The sequence below is a fragment of the Mycobacterium sp. BMJ-28 genome, assembly GCF_054404835.1.
Window position 1 is genome coordinate 359,286 of record NZ_CM136783.1, and the last position, 15,599, is coordinate 374,884.

15 protein-coding genes and 1 tRNA gene are annotated in these 15,599 nt (G+C 68.4%); 2 read left to right on the top strand and 14 right to left on the bottom strand.

The window, feature by feature from the left end; genetic code table 11:
- The first annotated feature begins 24 nt into the window (after positions 1-24).
- Positions 25-1,017: a stage II sporulation protein M gene (locus tag ACXPWS_RS01770; RefSeq protein ID WP_458710796.1), complete on the top strand. Its 993-nt coding sequence runs from the start codon at positions 25-27 to the stop codon at positions 1,015-1,017.
- Here ACXPWS_RS01770 and ACXPWS_RS01775 read toward each other — a convergent pair.
- From ACXPWS_RS01775 to ACXPWS_RS01795, 5 genes are read right to left on the bottom strand one after another with little or no spacing between them, the layout of a single operon-like run.
- The gene (locus tag ACXPWS_RS01775) at positions 1,014-2,336 is read right to left on the bottom strand and encodes a DUF58 domain-containing protein (protein WP_458710797.1); all 1,323 of its coding nucleotides are present in this window, start codon (positions 2,334-2,336) and stop codon (positions 1,014-1,016) included. The genes ACXPWS_RS01770 and ACXPWS_RS01775 overlap by 4 nt on opposite strands.
- Positions 2,336-3,301 (bottom strand): AAA family ATPase, encoded by a 966-nt coding sequence (locus tag ACXPWS_RS01780; protein ID WP_458713371.1) that lies wholly within the window; start codon positions 3,299-3,301, stop codon positions 2,336-2,338. The genes ACXPWS_RS01775 and ACXPWS_RS01780 overlap by 1 nt, the downstream gene beginning before the upstream one ends.
- Positions 3,295-4,407 (bottom strand): DUF4350 domain-containing protein, encoded by a 1,113-nt coding sequence (locus tag ACXPWS_RS01785; protein ID WP_458710798.1) that lies wholly within the window; start codon positions 4,405-4,407, stop codon positions 3,295-3,297. Before ACXPWS_RS01785 ends, ACXPWS_RS01780 begins: the two co-directional genes overlap by 7 nt.
- Positions 4,404-5,051 (bottom strand): DUF4129 domain-containing protein, encoded by a 648-nt coding sequence (locus ACXPWS_RS01790; RefSeq protein WP_458710799.1) that lies wholly within the window; start codon positions 5,049-5,051, stop codon positions 4,404-4,406. The genes ACXPWS_RS01785 and ACXPWS_RS01790 overlap by 4 nt, the downstream gene beginning before the upstream one ends.
- A gap of 1 nt (position 5,052) precedes the next feature.
- Positions 5,053-6,174 carry a hypothetical protein gene (locus ACXPWS_RS01795; protein WP_458710800.1) on the bottom strand — a complete coding sequence of 374 codons (1,122 nt, stop codon included), beginning with the start codon at positions 6,172-6,174 and terminating at the stop codon, positions 5,053-5,055.
- 82 nt (positions 6,175-6,256) lie between these two features.
- Here ACXPWS_RS01795 and ACXPWS_RS01800 point away from each other — a divergent pair, with 82 nt between their 5' ends.
- The gene (locus ACXPWS_RS01800) at positions 6,257-6,721 is read left to right on the top strand and encodes a GatB/YqeY domain-containing protein (RefSeq protein WP_458710801.1); all 465 of its coding nucleotides are present in this window, start codon (positions 6,257-6,259) and stop codon (positions 6,719-6,721) included.
- Here the strand turns inward: ACXPWS_RS01800 and ACXPWS_RS01805 are convergent.
- The 9 genes from ACXPWS_RS01805 to ponA2 form a co-directional block, all read right to left on the bottom strand.
- Positions 6,692-6,901: a three-helix bundle dimerization domain-containing protein gene (locus ACXPWS_RS01805; RefSeq protein WP_458710802.1), complete on the bottom strand. Its 210-nt coding sequence runs from the start codon at positions 6,899-6,901 to the stop codon at positions 6,692-6,694. The genes ACXPWS_RS01800 and ACXPWS_RS01805 overlap by 30 nt on opposite strands.
- Before the next feature lie 66 nt (positions 6,902-6,967).
- Positions 6,968-7,753: an acyl-CoA thioesterase gene (locus tag ACXPWS_RS01810; RefSeq protein ID WP_458710803.1), complete on the bottom strand. Its 786-nt coding sequence runs from the start codon at positions 7,751-7,753 to the stop codon at positions 6,968-6,970.
- Between the two features lie 43 nt (positions 7,754-7,796).
- Positions 7,797-9,278 carry an amino acid permease gene (locus tag ACXPWS_RS01815; RefSeq protein WP_458710804.1) on the bottom strand — a complete coding sequence of 494 codons (1,482 nt, stop codon included), beginning with the start codon at positions 9,276-9,278 and terminating at the stop codon, positions 7,797-7,799.
- Between the two features lie 161 nt (positions 9,279-9,439).
- Positions 9,440-10,336 (bottom strand): serine/threonine-protein kinase, encoded by an 897-nt coding sequence (locus ACXPWS_RS01820; protein ID WP_458710805.1) that lies wholly within the window; start codon positions 10,334-10,336, stop codon positions 9,440-9,442.
- Between the two features lie 18 nt (positions 10,337-10,354).
- Positions 10,355-10,510, bottom strand: coding sequence for a hypothetical protein (locus tag ACXPWS_RS01825; protein WP_458710806.1), 156 nt, complete (start codon positions 10,508-10,510; stop codon positions 10,355-10,357).
- A gap of 115 nt (positions 10,511-10,625) precedes the next feature.
- Positions 10,626-10,699 (bottom strand) — tRNA-Pro (locus ACXPWS_RS01830).
- Between the two features lie 286 nt (positions 10,700-10,985).
- Positions 10,986-12,089 (bottom strand): L-cysteine desulfhydrase Cds1, encoded by a 1,104-nt coding sequence (gene cds1 / locus ACXPWS_RS01835; RefSeq protein ID WP_458710807.1) that lies wholly within the window; start codon positions 12,087-12,089, stop codon positions 10,986-10,988.
- The gene (locus ACXPWS_RS01840) at positions 12,086-13,033 is read right to left on the bottom strand and encodes a metallophosphoesterase (RefSeq protein WP_458710808.1); all 948 of its coding nucleotides are present in this window, start codon (positions 13,031-13,033) and stop codon (positions 12,086-12,088) included. Before ACXPWS_RS01840 ends, cds1 begins: the two co-directional genes overlap by 4 nt.
- Before the next feature lie 50 nt (positions 13,034-13,083).
- Positions 13,084-15,534, bottom strand: coding sequence for a transglycosylase/D,D-transpeptidase PonA2 (gene ponA2 / locus ACXPWS_RS01845; RefSeq protein ID WP_458710809.1), 2,451 nt, complete (start codon positions 15,532-15,534; stop codon positions 13,084-13,086).
- Positions 15,535-15,599 lie beyond the last annotated feature (65 nt).

Here is a 15,599-nt window from a genome sequence, read left to right on the forward strand (position 1 = left end):
GTAAACGCTACTAAAGTTCTCCCCGTGGATGTCGACGCGTTCGTGCTGGCCCACCGCGCGTCGTGGGACCGGCTGGAACAGCTGCTCCGCCGCCGCCGCGGGTGGACCGGCGCCGAGATCGACGAACTGGTCGACCTGTATCAGCGGGTGTCCACCCACCTGTCGATGGTGCGCAGCGCATCGGCCGATCCCGTGTTGATCGGCCGGTTGTCCGGGCTGGTGGCCCGCGCCCGTTCCGCCGTCACCGGTGCGCACGCGCCGTTGTGGCGTGAGCTGGTCCGGTTCGCGACGGTGTCCTTCCCGGTGGTGGCCTACCGGTCATGGCGGTGGTGGCTGTCCACCGCGGTGGCGTTCTTCGTCGTGACGGCGATCATCGGCGTGTGGGTGGCCGGCAGTCCGGAGGTGCGGTCCGCGGTCGGCACGCCCGCCGAACTCGAGCAGCTGATCAACCATGACTTCGCCGCCTACTACAGCGAGAATCCGGCCGGGTCGTTCGCCCTGGGGGTGTGGGTCAACAACTCGTGGGTGGCCGCCCAGTGCATCGGCTTTGCGATCCTGCTGGGTATCCCCATTCCTTATGTGCTGTTTCAGAACGCGCTGAACCTCGGGGTGTCCGGTGGCCTGATGTTCGGTGCAGGCAAGGCGGATGCGCTGCTGGGCTTGCTGATTCCGCATGGGCTGCTGGAGTTGACCGCGGTGTTCCTGGCCGCCGCGGTGGGAATGCGGCTGGGCTGGACCGTGATCGCGCCGGGTGACCGGCCGCGCGGGCAGGTGCTGGCCGAACAGGGCCGCGCCGTGGTGGCGGTCGCAGTCGGGTTGGTGGTGGTGCTGCTGATCTCCGGGTTGATCGAGGCGCTGGTGACCCCGTCGCCGCTGCCGACCTTCCTGCGCATCGGCATCGGGGTGGCGGCCGAGATCATGTTCCTGGCCTACATCGGTTATTTCGGCCGTAAGGCGGTCCGCGCCGGGGAAACCGGTGACGTCGACGACGCCCCGGATGTGCGGCCCACCCGTTAGAGCTTGCCGGTCGCCTTCATGGCCAGATAGCGGTCGGCCAGTGCGGGTGCCAGTTCCTCGGGCAGCGCGTCGACGACGTCGACGCCGTGTTTGCGAAGCCGGGCCGCGATCTCACGGCGTTCGTTGCGGGACCGTTCGGCCGCCGCGGCGTCATAGACCTGCGCGGCGTCGGCCCGGCCGGCAGCGAGCTCGTCCACCCGCGGGTCGGACACCGCAGCGATCAGCACGTGGTGCCGGCCGGCCAGCTGGGGCAGCACGGACATCAGGCCCTCGTCCAGCGCCGAGGCATTCAGTTCGGTGAGCAGCACCACCAGGGCGCGGCGCCGGACGCGGCGCTGGATTGCCGAAATCGTTGCGCTGGCATCGGATTCCACCAGTGCCGGTTGTAGTGGCGCCATCGCCTCGACCAGTTGCGCCAGCAGTTCGGTGCGTGAGGCGTTGAACACCGCGGCCCGTGGCACCCGGTCGTGGGCGAGGAAATCCACCCGGTCGCCGGCGCGGGAAGCCAGCGCGGCCAGCAGCAGTGCGGCATCCATGGACCAGTCCAGCCGGGGCCAGCCGTTCACGTCCTTGGATGTCGGGTCGACACCGATACGCCCGGCCGAGGTGCGGCCGGTGTCGAGCACGATGACCACGCGGCGGTCGCGTTCCGGGCGCCAGGTCCGCACCACCACGTCGGCCCGCCTGGCAGTGGCGCGCCAATCGATCGAGCGCACGTCGTCACCCACGACATATTCACGCAGCGAGTCGAATTCGGTGCCCTGACCGCGGATCAGCACGGGGACCATGCCGTCGAGTTCGCGCAGCTTGGCCAATCGGGACGGAAGATGCTTGCGGGACAGGAAGGGCGGCAGGATGCGCACCGTCCCGTCGGCCCGGTGCGAGTGCTGCCGGCCCGCCAGGCCGAGCGGGCCCATCGAGCGAACCGTGACGTGCGCGCTGTGCTGGTCGCCGCGGCGTACCGGTGCCAGCGTGGTCACCACCGGAACCTGTTGTCCGGCAGGGATATCCACCGCATGCAGGCGGGGGGCGGCGCAGGCGCTGGGCGGCCACGCGTCGCGGACGTGGCCCCGTAGCCGGCGCGATCCCCGGTTGTGCAGCACCAACTCGGTCCGTACCGGCTGGCCGAGACGTGCGGCGGTGTCGCCCGACCGGGTCAGCTGCACGCCGCGCGCGCTCGCGGCCAGCATCACGTCCATCACCACCGCCGCCGCCAGGATGACCGCGATGATGATGAAAGTCATTGCCGGCCAGGGTGAAAAGGCCACCGGCAAGGCACCGATCAGCGCGATCACGCCGGTGCGGACGGTCAGCACCACTAGCGGGGCACCGGGACGGAGCTGAGGATGCCGTCCAGCACACCGTCGGGGCTGGCCCCCTCCAACTCCGCCTCGGGCCGCAGGGCGATGCGGTGTCGCAACGTGGGCCGGGCCATCGCCTTCACATCGTCGGGCGTCACGTAGGTGCGCCCGGACAGCCAGGCCCAGGACCGTGCCGTCGCCAGCAGGGCCGTGGCACCGCGCGGCGACACACCCAGCTGCAGCGAAGGGGACTGCCGGGTGGCGCCGACGATGTCCACGATGTAGCCGAGCACCTCGCCGGCCACGAGTACCTGGCGCACCCCTTCGCGTCCGGCAGCCAGTTCGGCCGGCCCGGCCACCGGGCGCACCGCCGACAGATCGCGCGGGTCGAACCCACGGGCGTGGCGGTCCAGGATCGCGATCTCCTGATCCCGGGGCGGCAGCGGCACATTGAGTTTGAGCAGGAACCGATCCAATTGGGCTTCGGGCAGTTGATAGGTGCCCTCGTATTCGATCGGGTTCTGGGTGGCGGCGACGATGAACGGGTCGGGCAGCGGCCGCGGTTCACCGTCGACGCTGACCTGACGTTCCTCCATCGCCTCCAGCAGGGCGGCCTGGGTCTTGGGCGGGGTGCGGTTGATCTCGTCGGCCAGCAGCAGATTGGTGAACACCGGACCGGCCCGAAACTCGAATTCGGCGGTGCGGGCGTCATACACCAGCGAACCGGTGACATCGCCCGGCATCAGATCCGGGGTGAACTGCACGCGCTTGAACTCCAGCGCCAACGCGGCGGCCAGGGTACGCACCAGAAGTGTCTTGGCCACGCCGGGCACCCCCTCCAGCAGCACGTGCCCCCGGCACAGCAGGGCAATCACCAGGCCGCTCACCACCGCCTCCTGGCCGACGACGGCCTTGGCGATCTCGTTGCGCAATGCCAACAGGGCATCGCGGGCGGCGTCCGGGGAGGGGGGCTGACTCACGATTGTGCGACCTGCCTTTCGATTTCGTCGAGCTGGTGGGCGAGCTGGTGCAGTGCGGCGTCGGATTCCGGAGCGGGGCCGAACAGGCTGTGCGCCAAAGTGTTCGGATCCCGGGTCAGGCGCTGGGCGATGGCCTCGGTGACGGTGGATTCGGCGGCCGAGGCACCGAGGCCCAGCCGGGGCAGCAGGCGGGCCAACGCGGCGGCGCGCAGCGCGGCGGCCGCCCGGTCCCTGGCCCGCCGGGACCGGTACAGCCGGGCGCGGCCCTCCACGGTCTCCGATGCCCGGACCACGACGGGCAGATCCTCGGCCACCAGGGCACCCAGCCGGCGACCGCGCCACCATGCGATCAGTGCGACGGCGACACACAATTGCAGCACCGCCCAGTACACCTGGTCCGGGATCAGGTCGGTGATGGTCCGCGCCCCGTCGGCGGCGCCTTCGGTGTGTTGCGGCGCGTACCAGATCACCCTGTCGCGGGCGCCCGCGAGATTCATCGCCAGCGCCGCGTTGCCCTTGCCGAGCAGACCACCGTTGGTCATGAAATCGCCGCTGCCGACCACGGTCACGGTGCGGCCCGCTTCGGAATAGCGCACCAGCGCACCGTGGTAACAGGTGGTGAGGGGGACGTCACCGCCGGCTTGGAAGGTGTCGCTCACGCCGAGATCGGCATCGCCGGCGCGGGTCGCTTCCGGCAGGTCACACCCGGGGCTGCCACCGAACGGGGTGGCGCCATCGCGCCGGACCCGCGGCGCGAGCTGCTCCCGGGTGCCCGAGGTGGGAGCGATCACCAGCCGGTCCCCAGGCAGGGCCGCCAGCGTCGCCAACGTGTCGTCGCCGTACAGGAAATAGGTCTGTGCCACCACGATGAGCGTGTCCGGCCGGGCCGCCCGGGTCACGCCGTCCAGATCGTCGGCGACGACGACGTCGACACCGTGTTGGCCCAGCAGCGTGACCAGGGCGTGGGCGCCGTCGGGTGAGGTGGACCCGGCCTCCATCAGCCCGCCCGGGCGCGGCGCGGTGAGAAACGTGGTCAATGCGGCCACCGCGATGACGGCGGCCACGGCGAGGGCGACCCAGCGCGTGGTGCGCCAGCGAACGGCGGTCACCGCACCGGGGTCCAGTCATCCGATGCAGCGTCCGGAGTGTCCGCGCGGGTGGCCATGGCGCGGGGCAGGTGATCGTCGAGGCCGGCGATCACCCGGTAGCCGGCCTCGGTGGCGGGCCGGGCGCCGTAGGCGACATCGTTGAAAACCTCGGCAGCGCGGCGCAATTCGTTCCTGAGATCGGGAAGGACCGTAGCCGCGTCGCGGGCCAGCTCGGTCGCCGTGCGCCCCGGTACCGGGTTGAGCACCGCGGTCTCCTCCAGCCTGCGCGCGACGGCACGCAGCCGGTGCCGGATGGCATTGGACCAATCACCCTGCGCCGCACTCTGTTCCGCCAGGGCGCGATGTTCGGCCGAACCGAGCTGATGGCTGTCGAACAGTGCGGTGTCACCGCCACGGCGGGTACGCATGGTGCGCATGCCGACCCGTACCGCCACGATGACCGCCACAACCAGGAGCAGGGCGAGCAGGCCGATGGTGATCCAACCGCCGGGCACCGAGGAGCCTGCGCTGAATATCCGGTAGATCAGATCGTCGAGCCAGGCCCACAACTGGTCGGTCACCGACGGCTTGGGGTAGATCGGCTTGCTCAGCTCGCGTTGCGCAGCCTCGTGGGCGGCGTCGCTGTCGATCTCGAGTCCGGACACGTCAGGGGTGGCGGGTCAGCCACAGCTGGTCGGCGAAATCGGTCGCGACCGATCCTGCGGAGTGGGCCGGAGCCACCGCGCCGGCACCGGTGCGCAGTACCAGATCGAAGGCCTCCGCACGGATCCGGCGATCGGTGTACTGCAGCACGACCACGCCCGCGGTGAAAGGCGCGGTGAGGATCTGCCCGATGGCGCCACCGACCGCGATCAGCACCAGCCCGATCACCGCCGCAGTCGTGGTGTCCGAGGCGAAGATCAGGATCTGGCCGCCGAAGCTGAACGGCACGGCGAGCGCACCTGCGATCATGCCGGCGACCATGGTGGCCAGCAGCCGGATGCCGAACACCCGCCAGAAGTCGTTCCTGATCAACGCGAACGAGCGCCGGATGGCGGCGATGATGGGTAGCCGCTCCAGCACAATGAGCGTCGGGACGAATCCCAGCGCCGTGCCCAGATACACCACCAGGATCACCACCCCGAGGAACAAGGGGATACCTACGAGGAAGCCCGCCGCGCCGTCGCGGAGCAGCACCGCGGTGAGCGTGACGCCGACGGCGACCGCGATGAGCAGCACCGCGCCCAGCGCCTCCAGAACGGTGAACGCCAGCAGTGCGCCGATCCGCCCGCGCAGACGCTGCCATGCCGCACCGATGGTGATGCCGGACCCGAACACGGCGCGGCCCACGATGACGGTGAGCAGGCCGCTGAGCACGATGCCCGACACCCATGTCGCGACAGCGCCGGTGAGGGTGCCCAGGGTGGGACCGATCAGTGCGACGACGGGGGCATCCTCGCCGGTGTGGTCGGAGTTCAGCGCGCCACTCGTGGCCAGCGGGGTGATCTGTAGCGCCAGCGCGAACAATTGGGCGACGACCACCACGATGGTGGTCAGCCCGAGGGTGGCCTTGGGGTTGGCCCGGATGTAGGCGAAGGCACCGTTGAAGATGTCGGAGAGATTGAGTGGGCGCAGGGCGATGATGCCGGGTTTGAGCTCCGCCGGCGGTCCGTAGACCGGTGCCGGGTAGGCGTAGCCGCCGTAACCCGGGGGTGGCCCGTAGCCCGGGGGCGGGGCGTGCCCGGGCGGCGGATAGGCCGGGCTGAAACCGCCCGCGTCGCTGTGCATGGCCACCATCCTGTCGGCGACTCGGATAATTGACAACGTATCCGGCCCGGTACCAGCGGTCGGCAGGCGTAGCGTCTCGGCCATGGCGGAACTCAAGGACCGACTGCGCGCGGACCTCACCGCGGCGATGAAGGCGCAGGACAAATTACGGACGGCCACCTTGCGCATGCTGATCGCCGCGATCGGCGCCGAGGAGGTGTCCGGGAAACAGGCACGGGAGTTGTCCGACGACGAAGTGCTCAAGGTGCTGGCCCGCGAGGCCAAGAAGCGGGCTGAGGCCGCGCAGATCTACACCCAGAACGGCCGCGGAGAACTCGCGGCCACCGAGCATGCCGAAGCCAGGGTGATCGACGAGTACCTGCCGACCCCGTTGACCGAAGCCGAACTCGCCGATGTCGCCGACACCGCGATCGCGGTGATCGCCGAGGAGATCGGGGAGCGGCCCGGCATCCGCCAGATGGGTCAGGTGATGAAAGCCGCGACCGCGATCGCAGCGGGCAAAGTCGATGGGGCGCGGTTATCCGCGGCTGTGAAGGCGCGGCTGTAGATGCGCTGAGGCACGCCGCTCGACCAGCAGGGCGATGTAGTCCCGCACGGTGCTGGCGACGAAATGCTTGTGGGCGTCGGCGACGGCGGCGGTGACGTGTTCGGCCGGCAGTGCGGAGTACTTCTCTCGCAGCCGTGTCTCCACGTCGTTCACCAGATCTTGTTCCGTGCGTTTACCCACGCTAAACATTTTGAGGTACCGCGGCGACGCCGGTCAAACGAAAGTCGCGGTGATCCCGGACACCCGTCAAAGACGCCAGAGGGCCTGCTGGCTGGTGCTCGCGATGAGCCGGTCCGAGGTGTCGTACAGGCCGCCCGCAACCAATCCGCGGGAATGGCTGTTGCCGAGCGGATCCACCTCGTAACGGTGCCACCGGTCCGGGACGAACGGACGGTGGAACCACACCGCGTGGTCGAGGCTGGCCGCGAAGCCGCCTTCGGTCACCACCGCGGCGCCCGGTGGCCGCGACACCGGCACCGGACCGAAATCGGACAGGTAGGTCAACGTGCAGGCGCGGATGAGCGGGTCGTCCTCGATGGCGTCGCGGGTGCGAATCCAGAACGGCGGCACGGCGAACGGGGAATCGTCGGCGGGATGGCAGCGCAGTTCGAACCGGTCCACCGATTCGAGGTCGAGGCTCTTGGGGATGGCGTCGGCCAGCGTGACGCCGGCGGGCCGGGGTGGATACCAGTCCGGCCCGGGTTCGGGTAGGTGGAACGACGCGATCATCTCCAGGATGACCTTGCCGGATTGGCGGGCGGTGACGCGGCGGGTGTCGAACGACCTGCCGTCCCTGGTGCGTTCGACCTCCAGTTCGACGTCCACGCCGTACTGCCCGCCGCGGACGAAATAGGCGTGCAGGGACTGGGGATGTTTGGCCGGGTCGACGGTGGCGCCTGCGGCGCCCAGGGACTGGGCCGCAATGAGCCCGCCGAACAGTCGGCTGCCGGGGCCGACCCATTGCGGCGCGCAGAACAGATCACCATCGCGGTCGAACTGCAGGAGTTCGGCGATCCAGCTCAGGTCGGTCATCGACCGACCCTATCAACCGCTTGGTAGGGTGGGCGGTCAGGCCTCAGTCCTTGCCGTCGCCCGGCCCCTCCGGAATCGGCGGCTGCGGGATGACGGGATATTCGCCGGTGTAGCCGATGCGTTGCGCGGCCATCGCAGCCACCTTGCCCCGCACCGCATACCAGCCACCGATCAGCATCGGGATCAGCACGATGATCGCGATGAGATTCCAGATGTTCTCGTAACACATCAGCACCGTCACCGCGGCGAGGAAGACCAGGGTGGCATAGCCGGTGTACGGGGTGCCGGGCAGCCGGAACGCCGGCCGTTCCAGGATCCCCTTGCGCTCCCACCGGTGCAGCTGCAACTGGCAGGCCACGATCATGGCCCAGGTCGAGATGATGCCGAGGGCGGACAGATCGAGCGCGATGTTGAAGGCGTCCTCGGGCACGAACAGGTTGAGGATGACGCCGAGCAAGGTCAGTGCGCCGGTCAGGGCGATGCCGCCGAACGGGACACCGTTGCGGTTCATCTTTCCGGTGAAGGCGGGCCCGCTACCGTTCATGGCCATCGACCGCAGGATGCGCCCGGTGGAGTACAGCCCCGCGTTCAGGCTGGACATCGCAGCGGTGAGCACGACCAGGTTCATGATGCCGCCCGCCGCGGGCACGCCGATCTTGGAGAAGAACGTCACGAACGGGCTCTCACCCTTGTGAAATTCGGTGTAGGGCAACAACAATGCGAGCAGGATCAGGGACCCGACATAGAACAGCGCGATGCGCACGATCACCGAGTTGATGGCCCGCGGCATCACCTTCGGCGGATCGGCGGTCTCACCGGCCGCGATACCGACGAGTTCGACTGCGGCATAGGCGAAGATGACACCCGAGGTGACGACCACCAACGGGAAGGTGCCGACGGGCAGCAGGCCGCCGTTGTCGCTGATCACGCTGAGTCCGGTGGACTGGCCGTTGATCTGGAACCGTCCGGCCAGGAAGATGATCCCGACCACCAGGAAGGTCACCAGCGCGGCGACCTTGATGATCGAGGCCCAGAACTCCATCTCCCCGAACAACTTCACCGAGATGATGTTCATCGTCAGCACGATGCCCAGCGCGATGAGCGCGATCGACCACTGCGGGATCGCCTCGAACATGCCCCAGTAATGCACGTAGAGCGCGACTGCGGTGACATCGACGATCGCGGTGGCGGCCCAGTTGAAGAAGTACAGCCAGCCGGTGACGAAAGCAGTTTTCTCGCCGAAGAATTCACGCGCATATGACACGAATGAACCTGACGACGGACGGTGCAGCACCAGTTCGCCCAGTGCGCGCAGAATGAAAAAGACGAAGATTCCGCAGATCGCGTAGACGATGAACAGGCCGGGACCGGCGTCGTGCAGGCGGCTGCCGGCGCCCATGAAAAGGCCGGTGCCGATGGCGCCGCCGATGGCGATCATCTGGATCTGGCGAGGTTTGAGGGCCTTGTGATAACCCTCGTCCTCATGGGCCAGCGCCGAGTTGTCGTACGTGGATTCTGTGGTCATGCCGCTCCCCACCGGTAGGTACGGGCCGTATCGCCGGGGCTCGGCGAGTGCTTCAGCCGCGACGCACCGCGGGCGCAAACCTGTTGCGTCCGCAAGTGCATGCTGGCTCGACACTAAGCCCGCGGGTGCGGTCGCGAAAGTTGAGCGGTGTAAACATTGTGCTACGTGCCAATATCGTTGCGGGCCACCCGGCGTCGCGATCGTCCCTCGGGAACCGGCACGTCACGCAGCGTCCTGGTGACGATGTCGACGAACTCCGCGCAGGTGTCGTAACGAGCCGGCGCGCTCTTGGCCAAGGCCTTTGCGAACACGGCGTCGAGCGAGCCGGGCAGCCACGGCCGGCGCCGTGTCAACGGTGGGACGGCGGCGTGCAGGTGCGCATAGGTGATGGCGAACGCGGTGCTGCGGGGAAAGGGCGGCAAGCCTGTCAGCCATTCGAATATGCTGCACGCCAACGCGTACAGGTCCGTGGCCGGCGTCAAGTGCTGGCCCTGCAGCAGTTCGGGCGCCGCGTAGGCAATGGAGCCGCGGACCCGGCCGTTGTCGGCCAACGGCTTGACGTCGTCGATCAACTGCGCGATCCCGAAGTCGGTGAGGTAGGCGCGGCGGCAATCGGTGCTCAGTAAAATGTTGGCGGGCTTGACATCCCGGTGGATGACATCCATCGAATGGGCGTAGTCCAGCGCCGTGGCGATCTGCCTTGCCACCGCCACGACGGCATCGATATCCGGTTCTCCGTCCGCAACCGGTATCAGCACGGAGGACGGCGGTCCGTCGATGTATTGCATGGCCATCCACATTGCGCCGGCCGGGGATTCGGCTTCCCCGTGCGCGTAGGTGGCCACGATGTTGGGATGGTGCAACGTCGAGGCGATGGTGAATTCGCGGTCGAATCTTTGGCGGGCACGGACAGGGTTGACGGCATCGTTACGAAGTACCTTCAGCGCCAGCTGTTCTGGTTCACCGATGCGGTGCACGCGATACACCTGGGCGGCACCGCCACCACCGAGATGGGCTTCGACAATGAAACCGGAGATGACGTCGCCGGCCTGCAACACCCCCTCAGGTTAGGTGCTTCAGGTCTCGTCGGCGATCTGACGGCGGCTCTGTGACCGGGCCGGTGCGGCTGGATCCTCGTTCTGGCGGTTCAGCTGGTCCTGCAGCTCGCGCTGCTCCTCGGTCGTCTTGGTGGCGTCCTTGGGCGTGGGCGGCGGCATCTGGGTGTGTTCCATCGGGTTCTCCTCGGTCCGGCCCTAGGGTGGCCGCAACCGGCGTGCGGCAAACCTCATCGCACAAAACAGGACGGCCCCGACTCGGTGATCCCAGGTCAGGGCCTTGTCCACACTGTCGGGGTGGCGGGATTCGAACCCACGACCTCTTCGTCCCGAACGAAGCACGCTACCAAGCTGCGCCACACCCCGTGTGAAGCCACGACAGCGTATCGCACCGGGGCACCGCGATGCCAAACGCCTGCTCAACCCCGGTTTTCTCAACCACACGCCGTGAGTGCAAGGAGGTCACCGGCGTGGCGATGTTTATCAGTTCCCAGATTAGGAAAGAATTAGAACGCCCGCGGCGTTACACACTTCAGGGCAGCGGGCCCGTACGGCAAGAGGAGGCAGAAATGACCGGACTAGGTGCATTGATCTACGTCGGGTTCTTCGCCCTCGCCGCGCTGTGGCTGTTCATGACCGGCCGGGCCGAGAGTCAGGGCCAATACCCCGAGCGTTCGAACTCGATGAGCGCCGCGGCCGGCTCGGAGGGATCAAACCCCTGGCTGGTCACCCACTCGTCGTCGAAATAAGTGTCCGCATAGCGGTCGCCGCTGTCGGCGAGCAACGTCACCACCGATCCACTGCGTCGCTGGGCGATCATCTCGGCCAGCAGGCCGAAGGCGCCCCACACGTTGGTGCCGGTTGACGGGCCCACCCGCCGTCCCAGCACGCGGCTGACATGCCGGGCCGCCGCCACCGACGCGGCGTCGGGCACCGTGACCATCCGGTCCACCACGCCGGGCAGGAACGACGGTTCCACCCGGGGACGGCCGATTCCCTCGATCCGCGACGACGCGCCCGTCTGGATGTCGTCGCGGCCCTGCGCGTAGGCGGGGAAGAACGCGGAGTTCTCCGGGTCGACGACGCACAGCCGGGTGGCGTAGCGGCGGTAGCGCAGATAGCGGCCGATGGTGGCGCTGGTTCCGCCGGTGCCCGCGCCGACGACGATCCAGTCCGGCACCGGATGGGTCTCGTCGCGCATCTGCTCGAAGATCGATTCGGCGATGTTGTTGTTCCCGCGCCAGTCGGTGGCCCGTTCGGCGTTGGTGAACTGGTCCAGGTAGTGCCCGCCGGTGTCGCGGGCAAGCCGTTCGGCCTCGGCATACACCTGCGCCGACTTCGCCACGAAATGGCAACGGCCGCCCTGCGATTCGATGAGCCGGATCTTGGCCGGACTGGTCGAGGACGGCATCACCGCAATGAACGGCAGCCCGAGCAGCGCGGCGAAGTATGCCTCGGAGACGGCCGTCGAGCCCGACGAGGCCTCCACGACGGTGGTGTGCTCGCCGATCCACCCGTTGCACAGCGCGTACAGGAACAGCGAGCGCGCCAGCCGGTGCTTGAGGCTGCCGGTGATATGGGTGGTCTCGTCCTTGAGATAGAGCTGCACATCGACGTCACCGGCCCACGCGCTGGGTAACGGATAGCGCAGCAGATGGGTGTCGGCGCTGCGCCGTGCGTCGGCCTCGATCAGCCGGACGGCGTTGTCCACCCACTCACGTGGCTGGCTGCGGGTGACGGTCCCGCCGTCGGTCACCGCGCGGTGACGCTCGGGTGCGCCTGCCCGGCCCGGGTGCCCAGCACCTGCCCCCCGGTGGGGGCAGCGACCAGGGTCAGCAGGGTGGCCTCCGGTCGGCAGCAGAACCGCACCGGCGCGTACGGCGACGTGCCGATGCCGGCCGACACATGCAGTTTCATGTCCGCACCCCACAGCGACGGCCCTTTGACCCGTGAGCGGTCCAGTTCGCAGTTGGTGACGACGGCGCCGTAGAACGGCAGGCACAGCTGCCCGCCGTGGGTGTGCCCGGCCATCACGAGCTGGTAGCCGTCGGCGGCGAACCGGTCCAGCACGCGGGGCTCCGGTGAATGGGTGACACCGAGGCGCAGGTTCGCGGTGGGGCTGGCCGGTCCGGCGATGGTGTCGTAGCGGTCGCGCTTGAGGTGCGGGTCGTCCACCCCGGCCGCGGCGATGCGCAGCCCGGCGACGTCGAACTCGCGCCGGGTGTGGGTCATGTCCAGCCAGCCGCGCTCGGAGAACGCCGCCCGCAGATCCTGCCAGGGCAGCGGCGCCCCGTGGATCCGCTTGTGCTTCTTGAACAGATAGTTCGCCGGGTTCTTGGGTCGGGGCGCGAAGTAGTCGTTGCTGCCGAAGACGAACACCCCGGGCACCGACAGCAGGTCCCCGAGGGCCTGCACGACGGCCGGAACCGACCGTGGGTGCGACAGGTTGTCGCCGGTGTTGACGACGAAGTCCGGTTCCAGCGCCGCCAGCTCGCGCAGCCACGCCTGCTTGCGGTGCTGCCGGGGCAGCATGTGCAGGTCGCTCAGATGCAGCACACGCAGGGGCGTGGAGCCGGGCGAGAGCACCGGCATGGTGAGCTCACGCAGCGCGAAGGCGTTGCGCTCGATCAGCGACGCGTAACCGATGCCTGCGGCCAGGGTGCCTGCGGCGATGGCAGCGGTGTTCTTCACGTACGGCATGCCAAAAGACTACTGCCCGGGGCGCACCACGACGCGGCTATCACCCGTGATCAGGGTGGCGGCGGCGGGGGCGGGGGACCGAGCACCGGCACCGTGATGGGCGGCAGCCCGGGAATCTCGATCACGGTGGACCCCACCTGCGGGGGCGGACCGAACGGATCCAGCCCCGGGATACCGGCCGGCGGTGGCGGCGGTGGCGGCGGGATGCCGTTGCTGACCTGGATGGTGATGATCGAGCCCGGGATGGTCTGGCCATTCGGCGAGGTGCCGACCACGGTGCCGGCCGAGGACACGCTGTTCACGGGGGTGGCCTGGTCGGCCACCTGGAAACCGGCCTCCTTGAGACGCTGCCGGGCGGAGTCCTGCGTCATACCCGCGACGCTCGGCACCCGCGAGCCGGGGCCGCCTTCGACGTAGCGCGGATCGGTCGGGGGCAACTGCACGGTGTCGGGGGTGATCGGCTTCATGGCGGTGAACCAGGTGCGGGCCGGCTCGTTACCGCCGAACAGGTCGCCGGATCCGCATTGGCGAAGTGGGAAAGAACACAGGTCGCCGGGGGTGGAGGAATCGTCGTAGATGTAGTTCGCCGCGGCGAAGGCGTTGGTGAAGCCCAGGAATCCGGACGAGCGGTGCGCCTCGGTGGTCCCCGTCTTGCCCGACATCGGCAGGTTCCAGCCCGCCGCCCCGGCCGAACCGGCCGCGGTGCCGTTGCCCTGGTCGTCGTGGCTCATGGCGTTGGCCAGCGTGTTGGCCAGGCCTTCCGGCACCACCTGCTCGCAGGTCTCGGTGGTGACCGCGACCTCCTGGCCGCGGCGGTCGAAGACCTTGTCGACGGGGTTGGGCGGGCACCAGGTGCCCGAGGAGCCCAGTGTCGCGGCCACATTGGACAGTTCCAGCGCGTTCACCTCGACGGGGCCGAGGGTGAAGGAGCCCAGGTTCTGCCGCTTGATGAAGTCGGCGAGGCTCTCGTTGCTCTCCGGGTCGTAGTCGCGCGCGGTGCCGGGCAGCGCGTAGGACCGCAGGCCCAGCTTGACCGCCATATCGACGGTGCGCTGCACGCCGACCTGGCTGATCAGCTTGGCGAACGCGGTGTTGGGCGAGGTGGCCAGCGCATCGGTGACGCTCATCTGGCCGCGATAGTTGCCGGCGTTCTGCACACACCAGGTGGCGGCCGGGCACCCCTTGGCGCCGCCGCTGCCCAGCCCCTTGGCCTCGAACCGGGCGGGTGCGTCCAGCGTGGCGTTGATGCCCATCCCCATGTCCAGCGCGGCCGCGGTGGTGAAGATCTTGAAGATCGACCCGGCGCCGTCACCGACGAGTGAGAAGGGCTGGGGCTGCATGGTTTCCCCGGCGTCGGTATTCAGGCCGTAGGTGCGGTTGCTGGCCATCGCCAGCACCGGGTGGGCGGTCTTGCCGGGCTTGACGACGCTCATCACACTGGCGACGCCGTTCAGGTCGGGTGCGGCGATGCTGTTGACCGCCGATTTCACATTGGCCTGCACATCGGGGTCCAGCGTGGTGCGGATCATGTAGCCGCCCTTGGCCACCTGCTCCTTGCTGATGCCGGCCCGGGCCAGGTAATCGAGCACGTAGTCGCAGAAGAAGGCGCGGTCCCCGGCGGCAATGCAGCCCCTGGGCAATTCGTTGGGTTGCGGCAGGATGCCCAGCGGCTGCTGCTTGGCCGCCCGCAGCGCCTCGGCTTCCTGCGGGATGTTGTCGATCATGGTGTCCAGCACCAGGTTCCGGCGGGCCAGCGCCCCGTCGGGATTGGTGTACGGATTCAGCGCGCTGGTCGACTGCACCATCCCGGCCAGCAGCGCGGCCTGCTGCCAGTTCAGCTCGGAGGCATTGACGCCGAAGTAGGTCTGGGCGGCGTCCTGGATGCCGAAGGCGCCGTTGCCGAAGGACACCAGGTTGAGGTAGCGGGTCAGGATCTCCGGCTTGGTGAACGTCTTGTCCAGGGTCAACGCCATCCGGATCTCGCGCAGCTTGCGGGCCGGAGTGGTCTCGATGGCGGCCCGCTTCTCGGCGTCGGTCTGCGCGATCACCAGCAGCTGGTAGTTCTTCACATACTGCTGTTCCAGCGTGGAACCGCCGCGGGTGTCCATGTCGCCGGAGGCGTACCCGGCCAGTCCGGTAAGGGTGCCTTTCCAGTCCACCCCGTTGTGTTCGGCGAACCGCTTGTCCTCGATGGAGACGATTGCCAGCTTCATCGTGTTGGAGATCTGCTCGCTGGGCACCTCGAACCGGCGCTGGCTGTAGAGCCACGCGATCGGGTTGCCACGGACGTCGGTCATCGTGGAGACCGCGGGCACCTCGCCCTCCACCAGCTGAGCGGAACCGTTGGCGACGACGTCGGAGGCCCGGTTGGACATCAGGCCGAAGCCCCCTACCACGGGAAACAGCAAACCGGCGGCGATCACGCTGGCCAGCAGAACGCACCACGCGAGCTTGATGAGCGTCACCGCAACGGGTGGGCGCGCGGTGTGCTGCTCTGCCATGGGTAACAGACTAACCAGACGTTAACGGGGTGGCCTGCGAGCGGTGTGTTTGTACCTCGGACGGC

Coding starts and splice junctions, on each gene's coding strand:
- ACXPWS_RS01800 (WP_458710801.1), top strand. CDS start 6,257: ATGGCGGAACTCAAGGACCGACTGCGCGCGGACCTCACCGCGGCGATG.
- ACXPWS_RS01840 (WP_458710808.1), bottom strand. CDS start 13,033: ATGCCGTACGTGAAGAACACCGCTGCCATCGCCGCAGGCACCCTGGCC.
- ACXPWS_RS01795 (WP_458710800.1), bottom strand. CDS start 6,174: ATGCACAGCGACGCGGGCGGTTTCAGCCCGGCCTATCCGCCGCCCGGG.
- ACXPWS_RS01810 (WP_458710803.1), bottom strand. CDS start 7,753: ATGACCGACCTGAGCTGGATCGCCGAACTCCTGCAGTTCGACCGCGAT.
- ponA2 (WP_458710809.1), bottom strand. CDS start 15,534: ATGGCAGAGCAGCACACCGCGCGCCCACCCGTTGCGGTGACGCTCATC.
- ACXPWS_RS01825 (WP_458710806.1), bottom strand. CDS start 10,510: ATGGAACACACCCAGATGCCGCCGCCCACGCCCAAGGACGCCACCAAG.
- ACXPWS_RS01815 (WP_458710804.1), bottom strand. CDS start 9,278: ATGACCACAGAATCCACGTACGACAACTCGGCGCTGGCCCATGAGGAC.